Below are 17,997 nucleotides of genomic sequence, written 5' to 3' on the forward strand. Positions count from 1 at the left end.
AATCGGGCAAGAATGCTCTCAGCCACGAGACGCCGCCTCGTCGAGGGACTCCGCGTCGCCGTCGACGACGCGGGATACGACCGCGCTATCGAGGACTCGGACGTCGAACTCGAAGCGTTCGACGACGAGGAGAAAGGCGAGTTCTCCACCGCCGTCTCCTTCGCCATCGGGGCGGACGCGGGGGAGAACCCGATGGCCGTCGCCGGCGACATCGCGGACGCCCACCGCGCCCACGGTCTGCCCGAGGGGGTCAGCGAGGTCAGCGTCGCCAACGGCCACATCAACTACCACCTCGACCCCGAGGCGATGGCGCGACTCACGCTCGAAACCATCGACGGCGAGGGCGACGCCTACGGCTCTCGCGAGCGTGCGGACCCGGACACCATCGTCGCCGACGTCTCCTCGCCGAACATCGCCAAACCGCTCCACGTCGGCCACCTGCGGAACACCATCCTCAGCGACGCGCTCATGAACATCCTGGAGGAGCGCGGCCACGACGTGACCCGAGACAACCACCTCGGCGACTGGGGGACGCAGTTCGGCAACCTGCTCCACGAGTACGTCGAGTTCGGGGACGAGGCGGAGTTCGAGGAGGACCCCATCGCCCACCTACTCGACCTCTACCAGCAGTTCGAACAGCGCGACGGAATGTTGGAGGACGTCGAGGAGTTCGGCGCACTCACCGAGGAGTTCGAAGCGGCGGTGGCGGACGAACGCGCCCACCACACCGCAGCGGGCAAGGAGTGGTTCGCGCGTCTCGAACGCGGTGAAGACGCGGCCGTTGACCGCTGGGAGCAGTTCCGCGAGGCGAGCATCGAGCGCTTCGAGGGCGTCTACGACGAACTCGGCGTCGACTTCGACCGCTGGTTGGGCGAGAGTTTCTACGCTCGCGAGGGCTGGACCGACGGCGTGGTCGAGAAGGCACTCGACGAGGACGTGGCCATGCGCGGCCCGGACGAGTCGGTGTTCATCCCCATCTACGACGACGACTACGAGGACGCGGGCGACCCCGAGGCGGCGTCTGTCGACGCCTCGCTGGACCGCGCGCGTGAGATGGTTGACGAGGCGGGGAGCGTCGAGGACGCCGACTTCGACGCCTTCTACATCGTCAAGTCGGACGGCTCGACGGTCTACGGCACGCGTGACCTCGCGACCATCGACTACCGCGTCAGCGAGTTCGACGCCGACCAGTCGGTGTACGTCGTCGCCAGCGAGCAGAACCGCTACTTCCAGCAGCTGTTCGTCGCCGCGCGGAAGATGGGTTACACCGACGTGCGCCTCGAACACATCGACTACGGCATGATCAGTCTCCCCGAGGGGAGCATGTCGACCCGCGGCGGGCAAATCGTCACCGTCCGCGAAGTGCTCGACGCCGCCGACGAGCGAGCGCGCGACATCGTCCGCGAGAAGGGACGGAACGTCGAGGACGACGATATAGAGCCGCTCGCTCGCAAAATCGCGCTCGCGACGGTCAAGTACGGCATGGTCGCCGCGAACCGCGGGAAGGACATCACCTTCGACATCGACGAGGCGGTGTCGCTCGAGGGCGACACCGGGCCGTACGTCCAGTACGCCACGACGCGGGCGTACAGCATCCTCGACTCCGCGGAGGCGGTGCCCGACGTGGTCGACATCGACCCATCGCTGTTCAACGACACCGACTACGACCTCATCTACCATCTCGGGCGCTATCCGCTCGTCCTCGACCGGTGTGAGGAGCGCTACGACGCCGCACCGCTCGCTCACTACCTCCTCGAACTCGCGCACGTGTTCAACTCCTTCTATCACAAGAACCGCGTGCTCGACGCGGAGTCGGCCGCCGAGGAGCGTCTCGCCCTCACCGCGACCACCGCGCAGGTGTTCGAGAACGGCCTCGGACTGCTCGGCATCGAGACGCTCGCCGAGATGTAGGCGGGCAGACTTTTCACCGCGCCGCCCCTCGCATCGCCCGTGACTCAGCCCACGCGGGACCGACTCCTCCTCGTCTGTCTCTGTGCGCTCGCCGTGACTGCCGGCTGTCTCGGTGCGAGCGTCGAGAGCGACGGCACGGGCGTCGGCGGCGACACGAACGCAGACGAGACGGCCGTCCGCGTTACGGACGTCGTCGACGGCGACACCGTCGACGTGCGCTTCGCGAACGGGTCCGAGGACACGGTGCGCTTGCTCGGCGTCGACACGCCGGAAGTCCACGTCGAGAACGACCCCGACGAGTTCGAGGGCGTCCCCGACACCGAGGCGGGGCGGTCCTGTCTGCGCAGTCAGGGCGAGGCGGCGAGTTCGTTCGCCGTCGACCGCCTCGCGGACAGGCAGGTGACGCTCCGCTTCGACCCACTCGCCGACCGTCGCGGCGGGTACGGCCGCCTCCTCGCGTACGTCGTCGTCGGGAACGAGACGTTCAACGCGGCCCTCCTCGAACGCGGCCACGCCCGACTCTACGACTCCGAGTTCCAGCAACGCGACGAGTACGCTGCCCTCGAACGTGAGGCACGGGAGAACGGACGCGGCGTCTGGAGTTGCGCGTCGTAACTTGCTCTATTACTATTGCGCATTCGCAAAGACTTTAGTATAACCCGAGACTATCCCGATACGAGATGTACCCCACAGCGTTCCGCGCCGACGAGGAGACGCTCGGACGACCGTGGGTCGGTGGGGCGGTGCGTCGACGATGACGACAAAATCGGGGCTCGCTGGGCAGTTGGCCGTCGTCGCCGGCTTCGAGAACCCACAGGCCGAACTGGAACAGTATCCGACCCCGCCAGAGTTGGCGGCACACGTCGTCCACATCGCCGACCTGAACGACGACATCGAGGGACGAACCGTCGTCGACCTCGGTGCTGGGACGGGGATGTTCACGCTCGGCGCCGCGCTCCGCGGCCCCAAGCGAGCCGTCGGCGTCGAAATCGACCGTGACGCCCTCCAAATCGCGCGGACGAACCGACGGCGCGTCGGCACCCGGACGGAGATTCACTGGGTGCAGGCCGACGCCACGCGCGTCCCCCTCGACATCGACGACCCCACGACAGTCGTGATGAACCCCCCGTTCGGAGCGCAGGACGGCAACGAACACGCCGACCGCGACTTCCTGACGACGGCGTCCGACATCGCCGACGTATCGTACTCTGTCCACAACGACGGGAGTCAGGAGTTCGTAGAGGCCTTCGCCGCCGACAACGGGGGCGAGGTGACACACGCCTTCGCAGCGGAGTTCGACCTCGAACACCAGTTCGACCACCACGCGGCCGACCGGACGGAAATCGACACGGAAGTCTACCGCATCGAGTGGAATCGTAGCGACTGACTTTTCGCTCGGTGTCAGTTGTACGTCTCGGCGCGAGCGACGCGAACGCGCGTCCCGCCGTCGACGGCGTAGATTCGGCCGCGGACGTTGACGAAATTCAGCCCACCGACCGTTATCGTCTCGTTCGCGGCGGGCATCGGCGCCGTCACGGAGCGATTTTTGACCGAGACGTTGAGACGGAACCGGTCGGCCCCGGCCTCGACGGCGACGTTTCGCCCGGAGATGACGGGGTCAGCCTGTGCCGGCGGCGAGGTGTACGCCGTCACGTTCTGCTCGCCGTGGACGAGGCGGACGCGATAGGCGGTGCCGCCGCCGACGGCGGTCCACCCTGTGCGCTCGACGCGAATCGTCTCCCGCCAGCCGACGCCACCGACTCGAACGCGTGTCGTCCCCGCGTAGTCGAGTCGCCCCTTCGAGACGGCGGTCATCCAGATGCCGCGCTCACGGTCTCTGACGATGACGCCCGAGGTGTTGACCTGCGTCGTCTCGCCGAACGCCTCGACGTCGATGGTCGAGACCATCCCGTTCGGCACGTTCTCGGCGTAGGTCACCTCGTAGCCCCGCGTCTCGATGGGGGTGGTCTGACTCGGCAGGTCATCGGTCGTTGCCGTCGTCAGGTTGACCGGGACAGCGGGCCCCGCGAGTGCGGCCGTACAGAGGAGGATCACGGTCGCTCCGACCTGCCAGCGGGGAATCGAGCCAGCGTCGTCGCGGTCGAGTGCAGCGACGAGTGGGCGGGCCGAGGAGGCCACCGTCGCCGCCACGAGCGTCGCGAGGAGGACGACGAGGGTGAGGCCGAGCGCCCGGTAGAGGACGTACGTCTCGCTGCCGCGGAACCAGTACACCGCCCAGAGCGACTGCATGACGGCGAACAGCGTGACGCCGACGACGACGCGAAGCGCCGACGGACGGTCGGTGTCGCGGGCGCAGAGCAGCCAGACGCCGAGGAGGACGCCCACGAGGAGGCCGATAGCGTGACCCTGAATCGCGATGTCGGCCCACCACGGCGAGGAGTACGACGACCCGGCGCTCGCAGAGAGAGTCGGTTGCCGGAGCGCGGTGTAGAGCGTCCGCAGGCCGTTCCCGACGACGACGGCGACGACAGTCGACAGCGGATAGCGCACCAGCGCGAATCCCGCGAACGCGAAGACCACGCCCGAGAAGCCGATGACGGGGCCGACGGCGAAAAGGGCGGTGAACAGGCCGACGCCGACGACGACGGCGGGAAACACGACCAGCGCTCGCACGTACGGGTTGGTCAGCGGCGAGGTGAACGTCTGGGTGCCGCGCTCTCGGGGGTAATGTCCCCACGCGTACTCCGCGAGGGGCGCGAGGGTGAGCGTCCCGACGAGGTTGCCGAGCAGGTGACTCGCACTCGAATGAGAGAACGCAGCGGTCACCATCCCCAGCGGGTAGAAGTACGACCACGCGCGGAAGGGGATGGTGACTGGCGCGTACCAGTGGTTCCACCCACCCTGCACGAACAGGTACACCGCGAGGACGCCCGCGACGGTGACGAGCGTCCCCCACGGAACGCCGAGGAGGAAGCGAGCGCGGAGGCGTGCGCCCCAGCGTCCGCGGGGCCGGTCGAGAGCGAAGATGGCGACTGCGGCGCCGACGAGCGCACATAGAACCGCGAGTCGAAAGAGCGTCGCCGCGTCCGGGAGCGCGAACATACCTCTCGTTCACCGGGCGCCGCTAATGAATCCGGCGGGCAGACGACGACTGCAGAATTACAGCTTGCTCTCGGCGTCTTCGGCGAGTTCGGCCATCCGCTTGCCGACGCGGCCGGCGTCGGAGAACTCGTCTTCGCTCATCGCCGTCGCGAGGGCGTTGCCGAGGACGAACACGGCGTGTTTGTGCTCGCTCTTCGATTTGTGGACGTGCGAGGGGTCGACGCTCAGCGACTCGTAGGGGTCGAAGATGCTGTCGTCGACTGACTCTTGGCTCCGGAAGTAGTTCATGATCGCCACCATCTGCTCGTGGAGTTCGAGGAGTTCTTCCTTGTGCATACTGACATCTACGGGAGTGGCTCGGTTAAGGATTATTGCGGCTGTCTGGCATACCTCGGCGTCGACACCGAGCGGTCGTCACGGGTCGTCAGCGCCGATTCTCGCCAGCATAGTCTAGCGAGAACCGCAGCCATCTGCGAGAAATCCGATTAGAAGACGTACTCGTCTTCGTGACCCATCATCCCCTCTTCTTCGAAGCCCGGTTCCTCCTCCTCTATCGGCCCACTGGTCTTGTAGGCCCGCAGTCCGGTCGAGAGCAACTCCTGAATGGCTTCCTCCCGGTTGACGAACTCACCCTGTTCTATCAACTGGGCTATCTGCATCTCGAGGTGTTCCGGAACGGTTATTTCCACGTTCGGCATTTGAACGTTCGACGGTTTGAAGGGGCCGTATTTAAATTCTGTGGGCGCGATTCAGACTTCCATAACTGACTATTCTGTCACACGAGTATATCTCTGGAAAGCGTGAACTGGAGTTTCGAAATCGTGTATTCGTGGTGGACCGAGAGTATAGGTGTATCGAGCGCCGAACCCAGTCATGGTCAAAGACGTCACGGACCTCTACCGGGAGTTCGGCGACGAACGGCTTCCGCCCGGTCAACACCAGACCGACTCCTTTCCGGTCCTCTCGAAGGGGAACGAACCCCGCGTCGCGCGCGAGGAGTGGTCGCTCTCGGTGACGGGCGCCGTCGACGACCCCGTCACGCTCGACTGGGACGAGTTCACGGCGCTCGGCGTCGAGACGCAGCGACAGGACTTCCACTGCGTGACCGGATGGAGCAAGTTCGACTGTGACTTCACGGGCGTCCCCCTCACAACGCTCGCGGACCACGTCGGCGTCGATGACGACGCCGTGCACGTCATGTTCTCCGCGGCGGACGACTACACGACGGACCTGCCACTCGACGCCAGCTTGCGCCCCGAGACGCTCCTCGCGTTCGAGTTCGACGGCGACCCCCTGCCGCGGTCACACGGCGGCCCCGTGCGCGTCGTCACGCCCCACCGCTACGCCTACAAGGGCGCGAAGTGGGTGAACGGCATCGAGTTCCTCACCGAACCCGAGCGCGGGTTCTGGGAGCGCCGCGGCTACTCCGTCACGGCGGACCCGTGGGCCGAGGAGCGATACAGCGATAGTTAGGTAAAAGAGTGCGGCGTCCCGAGGTGTGCTTATAATGGGTGTCCCGCGAAGCGACGAGACTGGGACCCGTCTCGTCAGTCGGTCGGTCCGAGCGACGGTGCCCTCGCTCCGTGCCGCTCTCGACGCCATGCCCGCCCCGCGGACGTTCTGGACGGGGCCGGACGAGGCCACCGTCGTCGCCGGCGGCGCCGCCGCGACGCTCACCGCCGACGGCCGCGACCGGTTCACGGCCATCAAGGAGGGTATCGGTCGCGTGTTGCACGACGGTGACGTTCACGCCGGCACCGAAGCCGCCTGCCCCCGACTGTTCGGCGGGTTCGCTTTCCACGACGAGGGCAGCAGCGACGACACCTGGGACGGATTCCCAGGCGCCCGCTTCGTGTTGCCCCGCGTCCAAGTCACCGACACCGACCGCGGGACGTGGGTGACGGTCAACGCCGTCGGCCCCGACGCCACGCCAGAGGCCGTCGCCGACCGACTCGATACGGAGCGTGAGCGCCTCGAAGCCCTCGATACGTCGGCAGCCAGTCCGCCGCCGGGCATCGTCTCGCGAACGCGGACGACGCCGCGGGAGGCGTGGCGGGAGTCGGTCGACGCCGCCGTCGACCGCATCCGCGCCGGCGACCTGCAGAAAGTCGTCCTCGCGCAGGCGCTCGCGGTCCAACTGGACCGTCCGCTCTCGCTCCCGGACGTACTCGCTCGCCTCGGTGACACCTATCCCGACTGCTATCGTTTTCTCGTGGAACCGACCGCCGAGGGCGGCGTCGACCGCCCCGGATTCTTCGGCGCGACGCCGGAACGCCTCGTCACCCGCCACGGCCGCACGGTCACGACGGGCGCGCTCGCGGGCACGACGGGCCGAGGCGACACGCCCGCGGAAGACGACTGGCTCGCACAGGAACTGCTCGACGACGAGAAGAACGTCCACGAACACGAACTCGTCGCGGAGACCATCCGCGAGCAGCTCTCGCCGTTCGCGTCCTCTATCACCGCCGGGCAGCGCCGCGTGCGACGGCTGGAGACCGTCCAGCACCTCTTTACGCCCATCACCGCGACGCTCGACAGCGACACGCACGTCCTCGATGTGGTCGAGGCGCTCCACCCGACGCCCGCCGTCGGCGGTCTGCCCCCGGAGACGGCGCTCGCGACCATCCGCGACACGGAGCCGTTCGACCGCGGGTGGTACGCCGCGCCGGTGGGGTGGATCGACGCCGCCGGAAACGGCTCCTTCGCCGTCGCCATTCGCTCGGCGCTCGCCCGCGGCGACGAGACGACGCTCTTCGCCGGCGTCGGCGTCGTCGCCGACTCCGACCCGGACCGAGAGTGGGACGAAGTGCAGCTCAAATACCGCCCGATTCTCGACGAACTCGAACGATGAGCGAACCGAACCGCAACGTCCTCTGGGGCCGAGCCATCGCCGACGAACTCGCTCGCAGCGGCGTCGAGAGCGTCGTCGTCTCGCCCGGCAGTCGGTCGACACCGCTGACGACGGCCGTGAGCGACAACGACGACCTGACCGTCTACTCCGTCCTCGACGAACGCGCCGCGGCCTACTTCGCCCTCGGCCGCGCGCGCCGGACCGGCGAGGTGACGCCCCTTATCTGCACCTCCGGTACCGCCGCCGCGAACTACCATCCGGCGGTTATCGAAGCAGACCAAGCCCGCGTCCCGCTCTGCCTGCTCACCGCCGACCGACCGCCCGAACTCCGTGACAGCGGCGCCAACCAGACCGTCGACCAGGAGAAACTCTACGGCGACGCCGTCCGGTGGTACAAGGACCTCCCTGAACCCGAGGGAGAGGCCCGAAAGCTCCGGTCGCTCCGGACGACGGTCGCTCGCGCCCTCTCCGAGGCGACGGGGACGCCCTCGGGACCGGTCCACCTCAACTGCCCGTTCCGCAAGCCCCTCGAACCGACGCCGCGGCCGGGCGACGTGCCTGCCGACCTCGACCCACTCGCCGCCGCGGGCCGCGGCACCGATCAGCCGTTCGTGCGGACGACGGCGGGCGTCCCCCAACTCGACCGGACCGACCTCCGGACGGTGGCCGAGGCGCTGTCGGTCGACCGCGGGCTCCTCGTCGCCGGCCCCGCCGACCCGCCGGGCGTCGACCCGCAGGCGGTCACGGCGCTCGCGCACGCGACGGGCTTTCCCATCGTCGCCGACCCGCTCTCGGGGCTTCGCTTCGGCGGTCACACCCGCGTGACGACGACTGTCGGCGGCTACGACGGCTACCTCGACTCGCGGGTGACGGAGGACTGGCCCGACCCGGAGGTGGTCCTCCGAATCGGCGCTTCGCCCACCTCGAAGCGCCTCCGCAAGTACCTCGCTCGCGTCGACGCGCGCCAGTTCGTCGTCGACCCCGCGGGTGAGTGGCGCGAAGCCGAGTTCAGGGCGACCGACCTCGTGGTCGCGGACCCCGCACGGCTGGCCGGGCGTCTCTCGGAAGTCGTGCGCGGGGGCGGCGACCCAGACTGGCGCGAGCGCTGGGAGCGCGCCGAACGCGCCCACGCTGACGTCGTCGCCGACGCGATGGGCGACGGGGCCGGCGGCTACTTCGAGGGGGCTGTCCTCGCGGACGTGGCCGACCTCGCCCCCGAACCGGCGACGCTCGTCGTCTCGAACTCGAACCCCGTGCGCGACGCCGACCGCTACATGGCCCCGAGTGACGCGAATTACACCGTCCTCGGGAACCGCGGGGCGTCGGGCATCGACGGCGTCGTCTCCACCGCGCTCGGCGCCGGAAGCGCGACGACCGACGACCTGACGCTCGTCATTGGCGACTTGGCGTACTACCACGACAGCACCGGCCTGCTGTCCGCGCTTCGCTGTGGCGTCGACGCGACCATCGTCCTCGTGAACAACGACGGGGGCGGCATCTTCCACCGGCTTCCCATCGAGTCATTCGACCCCCCCTTCACCGAGGCGTTCAAGACGCCGCACGGACTCGACTTCGAACCCACGGCGGACCTCTACGACCTCGGCTACACCGCCGTCGAGAGTCGGGACGAGTTCCGCGACGCCTACGCCGATGCGGTGGCGAGCGAGGGCACCGACGTCATCGACGTGACGACGGACGCCGAAGCCAGTCAGCGGACGCGAGAGCGACTGGTCGAGGAGACGGTCGCTGAACTCGCCGAGTGATAGGTTCTCGTCGGACCGTGCCGGCTGGTGTGGTCGGGTGAAGACCAGCTACATTCCAGTGAGAGGAGTTATATATTTTCTTTCTGATATATACTCATGGCCCCTGATTCGAATCCGGACTCTGATAGTACATTTCGAGTGCTTCCTGCCCTCTCTATGATTGCTGGGGCAGTCCTCGCCGGCATGGGTCTGTTGGTTCTCCAAACGTCGCTGTTTGGTGGCATTCATATCGCAGCGATTGGCGTCTCATTGTTTCTTGCAGGGATGATTTCGACGAGATGGGCAGCTGCCCGTTGGAACATGTCGCCAGCAGCGCAACGTAACTGGTCGGTGGCCTTTGTTGTACTCGCGGGACTACTGGTAGTTCTGTTCGTCATCATCAATGTCGCGTCATTCGGTGAGGGAACCCCCATCGAAGAAGGGTAACTCAACGCGACGTGGCTGGCTGTCTGTAACCACTCGAACGGCATCGCTGCGTTACGCATCCGCTGTCTCTCGTACTTCCGCTCAGTTTCCAGGGAGTCCAACAGAATCGATATTCCGATGAGTAAGTTTAGGTGCGCGCCGCCGCCAGTCGGGAGCGATGCCCTCCAACACGAACCGACGACTCGGTGCGCTCCTCCTCGCTGCTATCGTTCTCGCATACGCTATCGTCATCGCGGACGCTGTCCTGTTCGGTGTGGTTGTCGCTGCTCTCATCTACCTGCTAGCGTGGCTCATCGACCGCGCGTCGACCGGCAACCCGCTCGACGACATGAGTCGCGAGCGACGACTGGTGACCGGTGGGGTCGTCCTCGTCGTCCTCGCGTACTCGATTGTCATCGCGGCGTCGCTCTTGCTCGGCGTCCTCGTCGCCGCAGTCGTGGTACTCGTCTCCTGGGTCACCAGCCCTATCGGCCCGGTAGCTCGGTGGCTGGACCGCCGGTGACCTGCACCTTTTTGCGCGGGCCGCCCTCGGACCCGGTATGGTTTCCGACATCTTCGACCCCGACCGCTGGACGGCGGTCACCGACGACTTCGAGGACGTAACCTACCATCGCGCGGACGACGTGCCCGCGGTTCGCATCGCCATCGACCGCCCCGAGGTACGCAACGCCTTCCGCCCCCAGACCGTCGACGAACTCTACGCGGCACTCGACCACGCCCGCCAGCAGTCGGACGTTGGCTGTGTCCTCCTGACGGGCAACGGTCCGTCGCCGAAAGACGGCGGGTGGGCGTTCTCGGCCGGCGGCGACCAGGCCATCCGGGGGGAGTCAGGCTACGAATACCGCGGCGACGAGGACACCGACGCCGACGGTGCCGACACCGGCGACGCCTCGCTCGACACCGACACGCCGAGCGTGGGTCGCCTCCACGTCCTCGAAGTCCAGCGACTGATTCGCTTCATGCCGAAACCCGTCGTCGCCGTCGTGCCCGGGTGGGCCGTCGGCGGCGGCCACTCCCTGCACGTCGTCTGTGACCTGACGCTCGCGAGCGAGGAGCACGCGAAGTTCCTCCAGACAGACCCGGACGTGGCTTCCTTCGACGGCGGCTTCGGGTCGGCCTACCTCGCCCGTCAAATCGGCCAGAAGAAGGCCCGTGAGGTGTTCTTCCTCGGGAAAACCTACGACGCCGCGGAGGCAGAAGACATGGGAATGGTCAACGAGGCCGTCCCCCACGAGGAGTTAGAGAGCACCGCGCTGGAGTGGGCAACGACGATGACGAGGAAGAGTCCGACCGCGATGCGGATGCTGAAATACGCGTTCAACCTCGTCGACGACGGGATGGTCGGACAGCAGGTGTTCTCGGGCGAGGCGACGCGGCTGGCGTACATGACCGACGAGGCACAGGAGGGGCGCGACGCCTTCCTCGAAGGCCGAGAGCCGGACTTCTCGGACGTGCCGTGGCACTACTGATATCTGGCCGCACCGTGTGGCCGGCCGCTCGTCGCGTCTCGCTCGCTCAATAGGCGACGCGAGGGACTCCCGAACGTGCGTGGTCGTCAGTATCGCAGGAGAGCAGAAAGGGAGGGCGTATATGGGCGGAGGAACTACCCGCTAGTAGTGATGCATCGATGAATCCAAACCGTGTCGATTTTCTGGTTGATCTGGCCTACGGCGTGCTCATTCTTCTCGCTGTGGTGCTCATTCTCTTGCTCGGCACCGACGTGGGCGTGGCGTTCGGGATTGGGGCGCTCGTTTCCTACGTAATTCACGTCGTGTGGAAGATGGCGCGGTTCGACCCCGAGTGGATGACACAGGAAGTGACAGAGAAAGTCGAGGAGACGCTCACCGAAGAGGTGACCGAGAGCGTCGAGCAAACGGTCTCCGAAGAGGTCGAAGAGGCGACGGAGAACGTCGAACAGAGCGTCGCCGAAGAGGTGACCGAGAAGGTCGAACAGACGGTCACGGAGGAAGTGACCGAGAACGTCGAGCAAACGGTGACCGAGGAGATGACCGACATCATCGAGCAACTCGAACAGGTGAACCAGCGGGTCGACCGCCGTCCGCGCGCCGACGAAATCGACGAGATGCAGGACGAAGAGGAAGACGACGACCGATGACGGGAGGGTATCGCTACGTATGATCGGCGGCCTCCTCCTTCTCGGGTTCGTCGTCGCGCTGTTCGTCGGGTTCAACATCGGCGGGTCGAACACCGGCCCGGCGTTCGGCCCGGCGGTCGGCGCGGGTGTCGTCTCGAAACTCCTCGCCGGCGTGCTCATGGCGATTTTCTTCTCCATCGGTGCGTGGACCATCGGTCGCCGCGTCGTGAACACGCTCGGCCGCGAGCTCGTGACCGACCCCGGCGTCTTCACCATCGAGACGAGTATCGTCGTCCTGTTTTTCATCGGCGGTGCGCTCTTCATCGGTAACTACGCCGGCGTCCCCGCCTCGACGTCGATGACGGCCGTCGGCGCCATCGCGGGCCTCGGCGTCGCCGCCGGCGAACTCAACTGGGTCGTCATGGGCGAAATCGCCGTCTGGTGGATCGTCGCCCCCCTCGTCGGCTTCTGGGTCTCCGGCGTCGTCGGCCGGTACTTCTACCCGACTATCAACCGATGGATCGCCATCGAGCGAAGCGACGGCGCACTGCTGACCGTCGACCGCTCGGGCGCGGTGCCCATGCCCCAGTCGGGACCCAACTCCACCCGCCGCGAAATCGTCGGGACGGTCGTCGTCATCAGTATCGGCTGTCTGATGGCCTTCTCGTCGGGCACCTCGAACATCGCCAACGCCATCGCGCCGCTCTACGGCGCCGGCGTCGACCTGAACCTGCTCATCCTCCTCGGGTGTGCCGCGGTCACCGTCGGCGCACTCACCATCGCCCGCCGCACGCTCGACACCCTCGGCAACGACATCACCGACCTCCCGCTCACCGCTGCCATCGTCGTCGCCGTCATCTCGTCGGGCATCGTCATCGGCCTCTCGGCCATCGGTATCCCCGCCTCCTTCGTCATCATCGCCACCATGTCCATCGTCGGTCTCGGATGGGGGCGCGCGACGCGCTCGATGACCGTCTCCGAGGGCGTGCGCGGCGAGAAATCGCCCAACGTCTCCGTCGGCGCGCTGACGGCCGACGAACCCGGCGAAGAGGCTCCGGACATCGGCGAAGAGGACCCCGAGGAGGTTCCGAGCGCCGCCGAACTGTTCAACCCCGAGACGACGGGCCGAGTCGTCCTGATGCAGAACGTCGTCCCCCTGCTCTCGACCATCGGCGCGTACGGCACCTTCCGCCTCCTCTTCGCGTTCGTCTGGTAAGAACGCAGGTCTTTACGCCGCTGGGTACCCGACACCCGATAATGAGCGCACAGGCTTCGGATATCAGTCGCTCGAAGGCGTGGCTGATGGCCGCGCGACCACAGACGCTCCCCGCCGCCGCCGCGCCCGTCGCCGTCGGCACCGGCCTGGCAGTCGGTCGCGGCGTCGAGCATCCACTCGCCGCCCTCGCTGCCTTCGTCGGCGCCGCCCTCATCCAGATTGGTACCAACTTCGCCAACGACTACTACGACGCCGTCAAGGGCGCCGACACCGACGAGCGCGAGGGGTTCACCCGTGTCACGCAGTCCGGCCTCATCCCGCCCGAGTCGGTGAAACGCGCCACCTACCTCACCTTCGCCGCCGCCGTCCTCGTCGGAACGACGCTCGTCTACGTCGGCGGCCTCCCCATCCTCCTCGTCGGCGTGCTATCCGTCGTCGCGGGACTGGCCTACACCGGCGGGCCCTATCCGCTCGGCTATCACGGCCTCGGCGACCTCTTCGTGTTCGTCTTCTTCGGCGTCATCGCCGTCACGGGGACGTACTACGTGCAGGCCGCGGCCGTCCTCGCCGACCCGCTCACGGTCTCGATACCGCCGGGGACGCTCCCGCCGATAGCCGTCGTCGCCAGCCTCCCCGTCGCCGCCATCTCGACGAACATCCTCGTCGTGAACAACGTCCGCGACTTGGAGACAGACGCCGAAACGGGCAAGCGAACCCTCGCGGTCCGCATCGGCTACCGCTGGAGTCGCGTCCAGTACGTCGCTCTCCTCGCGGTGGCGTATCTCGTCCCCGTCGCGCTCTGGGCCGTCGGCCCAGCCTCGCCAGTCGTCTGTCTCCCCCTCCTGACCGCGCCGCTCGCCGTCGCCGTGACGCGGACCGTCTGCACACGGACCGACGGCGACGCCCTCAACCCCGCGCTCGAACGCACCGGGAAACTGCTCGCCGCCCACGCCGGCCTGTTCGCCGTGGGGCTCGCGCTCGCGCTGTGAGACGCCGCTCGTTCAGCCTCGACCTCGAACGCCCGCTCGCGACGGCCCGCGGAACGATTCGACGACGCGAGGGCGAACTCCTCCGTCTCAACGCCGACGGCGTTCGCGGCGTCGGGGAAGCCACGCCGCTCCCGGGGTGGACCGAATCGCTCGACGCGTGTCGGGCGGCACTCGACCGGGTCGCCGACGCCCTCGACGACCCGAACGCGCTCCTCGACGACTCGCCAGCGGACCCGCTGGCGGCGGTTCCCATTTCCGACGCTCTCGACGACGCCCCTGCCGCGCGTCACGCCGTCGAGTGTGCCGCCCTCGACGCTCGCGGGCGACGCGATGGGTACTCCCTCGCGGCGCTCCTCGCGGACACGCCAGCCGCGAGCGTCCCCGTCAACGCGACGCTGGGCGACGCGGACGTGGACGCGACGGTCGCCGCCGCCGAAGACGCCGTCGCCGCCGGCTTCAGTTGCTTGAAAGTGAAAGTCGGCGTCGGCAAACTCGACCGCGACGCCGCCCGCCTCCGTGCCGTCAGAGAGGTGGTCGGGGACGGCGTCGCTCTCCGGGCGGACGCCAACGGCGCGTGGGACGCCGAGACGGCCCGTGAGGCAGTCGACGCGTTCTCGACCCTCGACCTCGACTACCTCGAACAACCACTCCCGGCGGCCGACATCTCGGGACACGCCGCCCTCCGCGGCCGCGGGGTCGACATCGCACTCGACGAGGCGTTGGCGACGGCGACGCCGCGGGCGGTGCTCGACGCCGACGCCGCGGACGTCCTCGTCTTGAAGCCGATGGCGCTCGGCGGGCCGGCGCGAACTCACGCCGTCGCGGAACGGGCGCGGGCGGCGGGCGTCGACCCCGTGGTGACGACCACCGTCGACGCCGCACCGGCACGGGCGGCGGCCGTCCACGTCGCCGCTGCGATTCCCGACGTGCGCCCCTGCGGACTGGCGACGGCCGACGCCCTCGCGACCGACCTCTGTCTCGACCCCGTTCCGGTCGTCGACGGGTGTGTCACCGTTCCCGAGGGTCCCGGCGTCGCCGGCGACGCCTTCGCGGACCTGGTCTGACCGGAGGCGATATAGGAATCCCGGCCCTTCGTCACCCGTGACGACTGGACGACTCCTCTACGTGCTCGCACTCGTCGCCGCGCTCGTGTTCTGCGCTGGATTCGCAGTTATCTGGGCGCTCTCGTACGGCCCGCTCTAGGCGTCGCCGTGCGAGACGCCACTCTGCCGGTCGGCGCGCAGGCGACGAATCGCCGCCACGGCGTTGCTCGCGTCGTAGCCGAAGTACACCGCGTCGGCGGACGCCTCGGCCACCTCCGTCGCCGTCACGAGGGCGTCCACGTCCACGTCGACGGCGTAGAGTTCGACGCCGAGGCGCACGTCGGCGTCGGCCAGTCGGCTCTCGAACCCCGTCGCGATGGTCTCCAGCCAGTAGGTCGTCCCGTAGGCGGTGTCGTAGAGGGGGACGACGAACTCGTCGGTGAGGGGCGCGAGGGCGTCGACGTCGACGCCGCTCCGCGTCCGAAGGTGGCCGGGATAGGGGTCGGGATAGAGGGTGAGATACAGGTCGCCGGGGACGCGTTCGCGGACGGCGGTCACGAAGTCGGTGACGACCGAGGCGCGCCAGTCCGCCCGGTCGTCGTACTCGCTCGCCTCGAACCGGCGGTCACAGCGGTCACAGCGACAGTAGCCGTCGCGCGGGAAGCCGATGTCGTCCAAGCGGAGGTCGGGGTTCTCCGCCACGCAGTCGTCGACGATTTCGAGCAGTCCCTCGCGGTAGCGGTCGTGTGTCGGGCAGACGTACGACCAGTCGAAGTACGGGCGCTCGCGGGTCGCGGGCCGTCCCTCGGCGTCCACCGCGGCGAGGCCCGGGTCGTCGCCGACGGCGGCGTTATCGCCGAACGCCGAGACCATATTGACGCCCGTCGTCACCGGCGCCGCCGCTCGGCCGGTCACGTCTTTCACCTCGTAGAAGCCCCTATCGACGGCCGACCACTCCAGTTCCTCGGCGTTGCGCGTGACGACCCCGAACATACCCGTCGGTACGGGCGTCGACAGGTAAGGGATTTGGATGGGGCGTTTTTCGGCAGGGCTATCCGGTGAGAGTCGCCGGGTGTTACGAGAACCGCGTCAGAACGGAGTCGCCGCGTGGCGATTACTCTTCGACGTCGACTTCGACCGGTTCCTTGTCACCGGACAGCAGGACGTAGCCGATTGCGATCAGTGCGAGCACCAGGATGAACTTCGTCTTCCCTGACATGGGTATTCGTTGGACCACCGGTCACAAAGCGGTTTCGCCCGCGCCGCGGGCGTCGATGTGTTCCGCCACGTCCTCCTCGCGGACGATGGTGTCACAGTACGAACACCGGACGCCATCGTCGAGCACCTCGAACGCCGTCTTAACGGGTTCGTCGGCGTTCGTGATGCAGTTGTGATTGGGGCAGACGAGGATGCCGGTCACCGAGTCGGTTCGCTCCACCCGGTTTTTCTCCACCACGTCGAAATCCCGGATGATGTTGATGGTCGCCTGCGGGGCGATGAGCGAGATTACGTCCACCTCGGACTGGCTGAGTTCGCGTCCCTCCACCTTCACCACGTCCTTCTGTCCTACCTTCCCGCTCGGGACGTTCATCCCGATGCTGACGCTCTCGCCGCCGCTACCGTCGATGCCGAGGACGGCGAGGACGTTCAGCGCCTGTCCGGCGGTGACGTGGTCGATGACGGTTCCGTTGCGAATCTTGCTGACGCGGAGTTCTTTGTCGCTCATCGGTCACCTCCGAGAAGGATGTCGAGTAGCGCCATCCGAACGGGCACGCCGTTGTGCGCTTGCTCGAAGTATTTGGCGTGGGTCGTCTCGTCGACGTCCGGCGCGATTTCGTCGACGCGCGGGAGCGGATGCATCACCGTCAGGTCGTCGGGCGCGGCTTCAAGCGTCTCGGCGTCGATGCGGTACTCGCCCGCGACCTCTCGATACTCGCGTTCCTCGGGGAAGCGCTCGCGCTGAATCCGGGTCACGTAGAGCACGTCGAGTTCCGAGAGCACGTCCTCGATATCGGTGTGTTCGCGCACCTGCGCGCCCGCCTCGTGCAGGTCGTAGCGGACGCTTCGAGGCAGGCGCAGGCTCTCGGGACTGATGAAGTGTTGGCGCGCGTCGAAGTTGGTGAGCGCGTGGGCCAGTGAGTGGACCGTCCGCCCGTACTTCAGGTCGCCCATGATGCCGATGGTGAGGTCGTCCAGCCCCGCGTTCTCCCGAATCGTATAGAGGTCGAGCAGCGTCTGGCTCGGATGCTGGCCCGCGCCGTCGCCGGCGTTGACGAGAGGCACGTCGACGAACTCCGAAGCGAGTTTCGCCGACCCCTCGCTCGGATGCCGGAGGACGATGGCGTCGGCGTAGCCCTCGATGACCCGGACGGTGTCGGCGAGGCTCTCGCCTTTCTTCACGGACGAGGAGTCGACCGCGCCCATGTCGACCGTCTCGCCGCCGAGGCGCTTCATCGCCGACTCGAAGCTCATCTTCGTGCGCGTACTCGGTTCGAAGAAACACAGCGCGAGCACGCGCCCGTCGTGACGGCCGCGGACGAGGTCGGGGTCAGCGTCGACCGCCGCGGCGTGGTCGAGCACCGCCTCGATGTCGTCCCGGGAGAGGTGGGCCGCGCTGATGAGGTGGTCCTGCAACATTAC

At 67.4% G+C, this 17,997-nt stretch carries 19 protein-coding genes; 13 read left to right on the forward strand and 6 right to left on the reverse strand.

Features of this window, described 5'->3' with window-relative positions:
- Nucleotides 1-12: 12 nt before the first annotated feature.
- The 3 genes from BLU18_RS01680 (at nucleotide 13) to BLU18_RS01690 (ending at nucleotide 3,298) form a co-directional block, all read left to right on the forward strand.
- Nucleotides 13-1,911: an arginine--tRNA ligase gene (locus BLU18_RS01680; protein ID WP_092630487.1), complete on the forward strand. Its 1,899-nt coding sequence runs from the start codon at nucleotides 13-15 to the stop codon at nucleotides 1,909-1,911.
- Between the two features lie 39 nt (nucleotides 1,912-1,950).
- Nucleotides 1,951-2,526 (forward strand): thermonuclease family protein, encoded by a 576-nt coding sequence (locus BLU18_RS01685; RefSeq protein ID WP_092630490.1) that lies wholly within the window; start codon nucleotides 1,951-1,953, stop codon nucleotides 2,524-2,526.
- 139 nt (nucleotides 2,527-2,665) lie between these two features.
- Nucleotides 2,666-3,298 carry an METTL5 family protein gene (locus tag BLU18_RS01690; protein ID WP_092630494.1) on the forward strand — a complete coding sequence of 211 codons (633 nt, stop codon included), beginning with the start codon at nucleotides 2,666-2,668 and terminating at the stop codon, nucleotides 3,296-3,298.
- Between the two features lie 14 nt (nucleotides 3,299-3,312).
- Here the strand turns inward: BLU18_RS01690 and BLU18_RS01695 are convergent, their stop codons facing one another.
- From BLU18_RS01695 to BLU18_RS01705, 3 genes are all read right to left on the reverse strand, one after another.
- Nucleotides 3,313-4,974, reverse strand: coding sequence for a rhomboid family intramembrane serine protease (locus tag BLU18_RS01695; protein WP_092630498.1), 1,662 nt, complete (start codon nucleotides 4,972-4,974; stop codon nucleotides 3,313-3,315).
- A gap of 57 nt (nucleotides 4,975-5,031) precedes the next feature.
- Nucleotides 5,032-5,310 carry a UPF0058 family protein gene (locus tag BLU18_RS01700; protein ID WP_092630501.1) on the reverse strand — a complete coding sequence of 93 codons (279 nt, stop codon included), beginning with the start codon at nucleotides 5,308-5,310 and terminating at the stop codon, nucleotides 5,032-5,034.
- A gap of 149 nt (nucleotides 5,311-5,459) precedes the next feature.
- The gene (locus BLU18_RS01705) at nucleotides 5,460-5,672 is read right to left on the reverse strand and encodes a ribbon-helix-helix domain-containing protein (protein WP_092630504.1); all 213 of its coding nucleotides are present in this window, start codon (nucleotides 5,670-5,672) and stop codon (nucleotides 5,460-5,462) included.
- Between the two features lie 175 nt (nucleotides 5,673-5,847).
- Here BLU18_RS01705 and BLU18_RS01710 point away from each other — a divergent pair, with 175 nt between their 5' ends.
- From BLU18_RS01710 to menC, 10 genes are all read left to right on the forward strand, one after another.
- On the forward strand, nucleotides 5,848-6,447 hold the full coding sequence (locus BLU18_RS01710; protein WP_092630507.1) for a sulfite oxidase-like oxidoreductase: 600 nt from the start codon (nucleotides 5,848-5,850) through the stop codon (nucleotides 6,445-6,447).
- A gap of 34 nt (nucleotides 6,448-6,481) precedes the next feature.
- On the forward strand, nucleotides 6,482-7,825 hold the full coding sequence (locus BLU18_RS01715) for an isochorismate synthase (protein ID WP_092630510.1): 1,344 nt from the start codon (nucleotides 6,482-6,484) through the stop codon (nucleotides 7,823-7,825).
- On the forward strand, nucleotides 7,822-9,588 hold the full coding sequence (gene menD, locus BLU18_RS01720) for a 2-succinyl-5-enolpyruvyl-6-hydroxy-3-cyclohexene-1-carboxylic-acid synthase (RefSeq protein ID WP_092630513.1): 1,767 nt from the start codon (nucleotides 7,822-7,824) through the stop codon (nucleotides 9,586-9,588). The genes BLU18_RS01715 and menD overlap by 4 nt, the downstream gene beginning before the upstream one ends.
- A 96-nt stretch (nucleotides 9,589-9,684) precedes the next feature.
- Nucleotides 9,685-10,014, forward strand: a complete 330-nt coding sequence (locus BLU18_RS01725; RefSeq protein ID WP_218124042.1) for a hypothetical protein — start codon at nucleotides 9,685-9,687, stop codon at nucleotides 10,012-10,014.
- Between the two features lie 157 nt (nucleotides 10,015-10,171).
- Complete coding sequence (locus BLU18_RS01730) at nucleotides 10,172-10,516, forward strand: hypothetical protein (protein ID WP_092630519.1); 345 nt, start codon at nucleotides 10,172-10,174, stop codon at nucleotides 10,514-10,516.
- A gap of 37 nt (nucleotides 10,517-10,553) precedes the next feature.
- Nucleotides 10,554-11,483 (forward strand): 1,4-dihydroxy-2-naphthoyl-CoA synthase, encoded by a 930-nt coding sequence (locus tag BLU18_RS01735; protein ID WP_092630522.1) that lies wholly within the window; start codon nucleotides 10,554-10,556, stop codon nucleotides 11,481-11,483.
- Between the two features lie 203 nt (nucleotides 11,484-11,686).
- Nucleotides 11,687-12,130 carry a hypothetical protein gene (locus tag BLU18_RS01740; protein WP_218124043.1) on the forward strand — a complete coding sequence of 148 codons (444 nt, stop codon included), beginning with the start codon at nucleotides 11,687-11,689 and terminating at the stop codon, nucleotides 12,128-12,130.
- Nucleotides 12,131-12,149: 19 nt separating this feature from the next.
- Nucleotides 12,150-13,325: an inorganic phosphate transporter gene (locus BLU18_RS01745; RefSeq protein WP_092630528.1), complete on the forward strand. Its 1,176-nt coding sequence runs from the start codon at nucleotides 12,150-12,152 to the stop codon at nucleotides 13,323-13,325.
- 41 nt (nucleotides 13,326-13,366) lie between these two features.
- Entirely contained in the window at nucleotides 13,367-14,314 is a 948-nt protein-coding gene (locus BLU18_RS01750; RefSeq protein WP_092630531.1) for a 1,4-dihydroxy-2-naphthoate polyprenyltransferase, read from the forward strand.
- Nucleotides 14,311-15,378 carry an o-succinylbenzoate synthase gene (gene menC / locus BLU18_RS01755; protein WP_092630534.1) on the forward strand — a complete coding sequence of 356 codons (1,068 nt, stop codon included), beginning with the start codon at nucleotides 14,311-14,313 and terminating at the stop codon, nucleotides 15,376-15,378. Before BLU18_RS01750 ends, menC begins: the two co-directional genes overlap by 4 nt.
- A 135-nt stretch (nucleotides 15,379-15,513) precedes the next feature.
- Here the strand turns inward: menC and BLU18_RS01760 are convergent, their stop codons facing one another.
- The 3 genes from BLU18_RS01760 to pyrB form a co-directional block, all read right to left on the reverse strand.
- Nucleotides 15,514-16,350: a hypothetical protein gene (locus tag BLU18_RS01760; RefSeq protein ID WP_092630537.1), complete on the reverse strand. Its 837-nt coding sequence runs from the start codon at nucleotides 16,348-16,350 to the stop codon at nucleotides 15,514-15,516.
- A gap of 247 nt (nucleotides 16,351-16,597) precedes the next feature.
- Complete coding sequence (gene pyrI / locus BLU18_RS01765) at nucleotides 16,598-17,083, reverse strand: aspartate carbamoyltransferase regulatory subunit (RefSeq protein ID WP_092630541.1); 486 nt, start codon at nucleotides 17,081-17,083, stop codon at nucleotides 16,598-16,600.
- The gene (gene pyrB, locus BLU18_RS01770; protein WP_092630544.1) at nucleotides 17,080-17,994 is read right to left on the reverse strand and encodes an aspartate carbamoyltransferase; all 915 of its coding nucleotides are present in this window, start codon (nucleotides 17,992-17,994) and stop codon (nucleotides 17,080-17,082) included. Before pyrB ends, pyrI begins: the two co-directional genes overlap by 4 nt.
- Nucleotides 17,995-17,997: the final 3 nt, after the last annotated feature.

The organism is Haloplanus vescus, from assembly GCF_900107665.1.
Lineage (GTDB): Archaea > Halobacteriota > Halobacteria > Halobacteriales > Haloferacaceae > Haloplanus > Haloplanus vescus.

Coding starts and splice junctions, on each gene's coding strand:
- BLU18_RS01680 (WP_092630487.1), top strand. CDS start 13: ATGCTCTCAGCCACGAGACGCCGCCTCGTCGAGGGACTCCGCGTCGCC.
- BLU18_RS01690 (WP_092630494.1), top strand. CDS start 2,666: ATGACGACAAAATCGGGGCTCGCTGGGCAGTTGGCCGTCGTCGCCGGC.
- BLU18_RS01695 (WP_092630498.1), bottom strand. CDS start 4,974: ATGTTCGCGCTCCCGGACGCGGCGACGCTCTTTCGACTCGCGGTTCTA.
- BLU18_RS01700 (WP_092630501.1), bottom strand. CDS start 5,310: ATGCACAAGGAAGAACTCCTCGAACTCCACGAGCAGATGGTGGCGATC.
- BLU18_RS01705 (WP_092630504.1), bottom strand. CDS start 5,672: ATGCCGAACGTGGAAATAACCGTTCCGGAACACCTCGAGATGCAGATA.
- BLU18_RS01710 (WP_092630507.1), top strand. CDS start 5,848: ATGGTCAAAGACGTCACGGACCTCTACCGGGAGTTCGGCGACGAACGG.
- BLU18_RS01715 (WP_092630510.1), top strand. CDS start 6,482: ATGGGTGTCCCGCGAAGCGACGAGACTGGGACCCGTCTCGTCAGTCGG.
- menD (WP_092630513.1), top strand. CDS start 7,822: ATGAGCGAACCGAACCGCAACGTCCTCTGGGGCCGAGCCATCGCCGAC.
- BLU18_RS01725 (WP_218124042.1), top strand. CDS start 9,685: ATGGCCCCTGATTCGAATCCGGACTCTGATAGTACATTTCGAGTGCTT.
- BLU18_RS01730 (WP_092630519.1), top strand. CDS start 10,172: ATGCCCTCCAACACGAACCGACGACTCGGTGCGCTCCTCCTCGCTGCT.
- BLU18_RS01735 (WP_092630522.1), top strand. CDS start 10,554: ATGGTTTCCGACATCTTCGACCCCGACCGCTGGACGGCGGTCACCGAC.
- BLU18_RS01745 (WP_092630528.1), top strand. CDS start 12,150: ATGATCGGCGGCCTCCTCCTTCTCGGGTTCGTCGTCGCGCTGTTCGTC.
- BLU18_RS01750 (WP_092630531.1), top strand. CDS start 13,367: ATGAGCGCACAGGCTTCGGATATCAGTCGCTCGAAGGCGTGGCTGATG.
- BLU18_RS01760 (WP_092630537.1), bottom strand. CDS start 16,350: ATGTTCGGGGTCGTCACGCGCAACGCCGAGGAACTGGAGTGGTCGGCC.
- pyrI (WP_092630541.1), bottom strand. CDS start 17,083: ATGAGCGACAAAGAACTCCGCGTCAGCAAGATTCGCAACGGAACCGTC.
- pyrB (WP_092630544.1), bottom strand. CDS start 17,994: ATGTTGCAGGACCACCTCATCAGCGCGGCCCACCTCTCCCGGGACGAC.